Origin of the sequence: Paracidovorax sp. MALMAid1276 (assembly GCF_049198005.1) — a bacterium.
Classification (GTDB): domain Bacteria; phylum Pseudomonadota; class Gammaproteobacteria; order Burkholderiales; family Burkholderiaceae_C; genus Acidovorax.
On sequence record NZ_JBMIRS010000030.1, the window covers coordinates 1 to 601 of the forward strand.

The window sequence follows — 601 nt, forward strand, 5'->3', positions numbered from 1 at the left end:
TGGTTGTAATCTTCATGGTGGACGCTCCTGCTCCGTTGAAGTGGAAGAACTGACGTCTCCACTGTGGCACTTTCGATGCCGTTTGGGGTGGGGCGTCCATCCCATTGGTTCAATGTCTTTTTTGGAGTCGCACACAGTCACCACCATGTCCATGTTTCTGCTCTGCTTTGCCGCCTGGTCTGCCATCGCCCTGGGCATGGACCGCCACCACGAAGATGCACTGGGCTGCGAGGGCAGTGCGCGGCAGCTGCGCGCCCTGCGTGCCGGCGGATGGGTGCTGATGCTGGCCTCGCTGTGGCTGGCGGCTGCCTCCGCGAATGCGGCGGGCGCCCCGCCCACCTCGGTGGCCGTCGTCGCCTGGACGGTGGGCTTCATGGTTTCGGCCGTGGCCGTCGCAGCCGCCGCCACCTGGCATCCACAGCGCATGCCCTGGCTGGCCGGCGCCGCCCTGGCGGCAGGCCTGGCCGCCGCCGCAGCGGGGCATTGAGTCCCTCCGCCTGGGCGGCAGTGCCGCGCCCCACACGCACCTTTCCGCGCCCCTCAGAGCCTGTTCAATGTCTTTTTGGAGTCGCACAAGTACCTTGCCGGGGTGGGATGCCAG

Annotated in this window: 1 protein-coding gene; it reads left to right on the top strand. The window is 67.1% G+C overall.

Going from position 1 to position 601, the window contains the following annotated elements; all coding sequences use genetic code 11:
- The first annotated feature begins 145 nt into the window (after positions 1-145).
- Positions 146-487 (top strand): DUF3325 domain-containing protein, encoded by a 342-nt coding sequence (locus ACOQFS_RS01140; protein ID WP_421561152.1) that lies wholly within the window; start codon positions 146-148, stop codon positions 485-487.
- Positions 488-601: the final 114 nt, after the last annotated feature.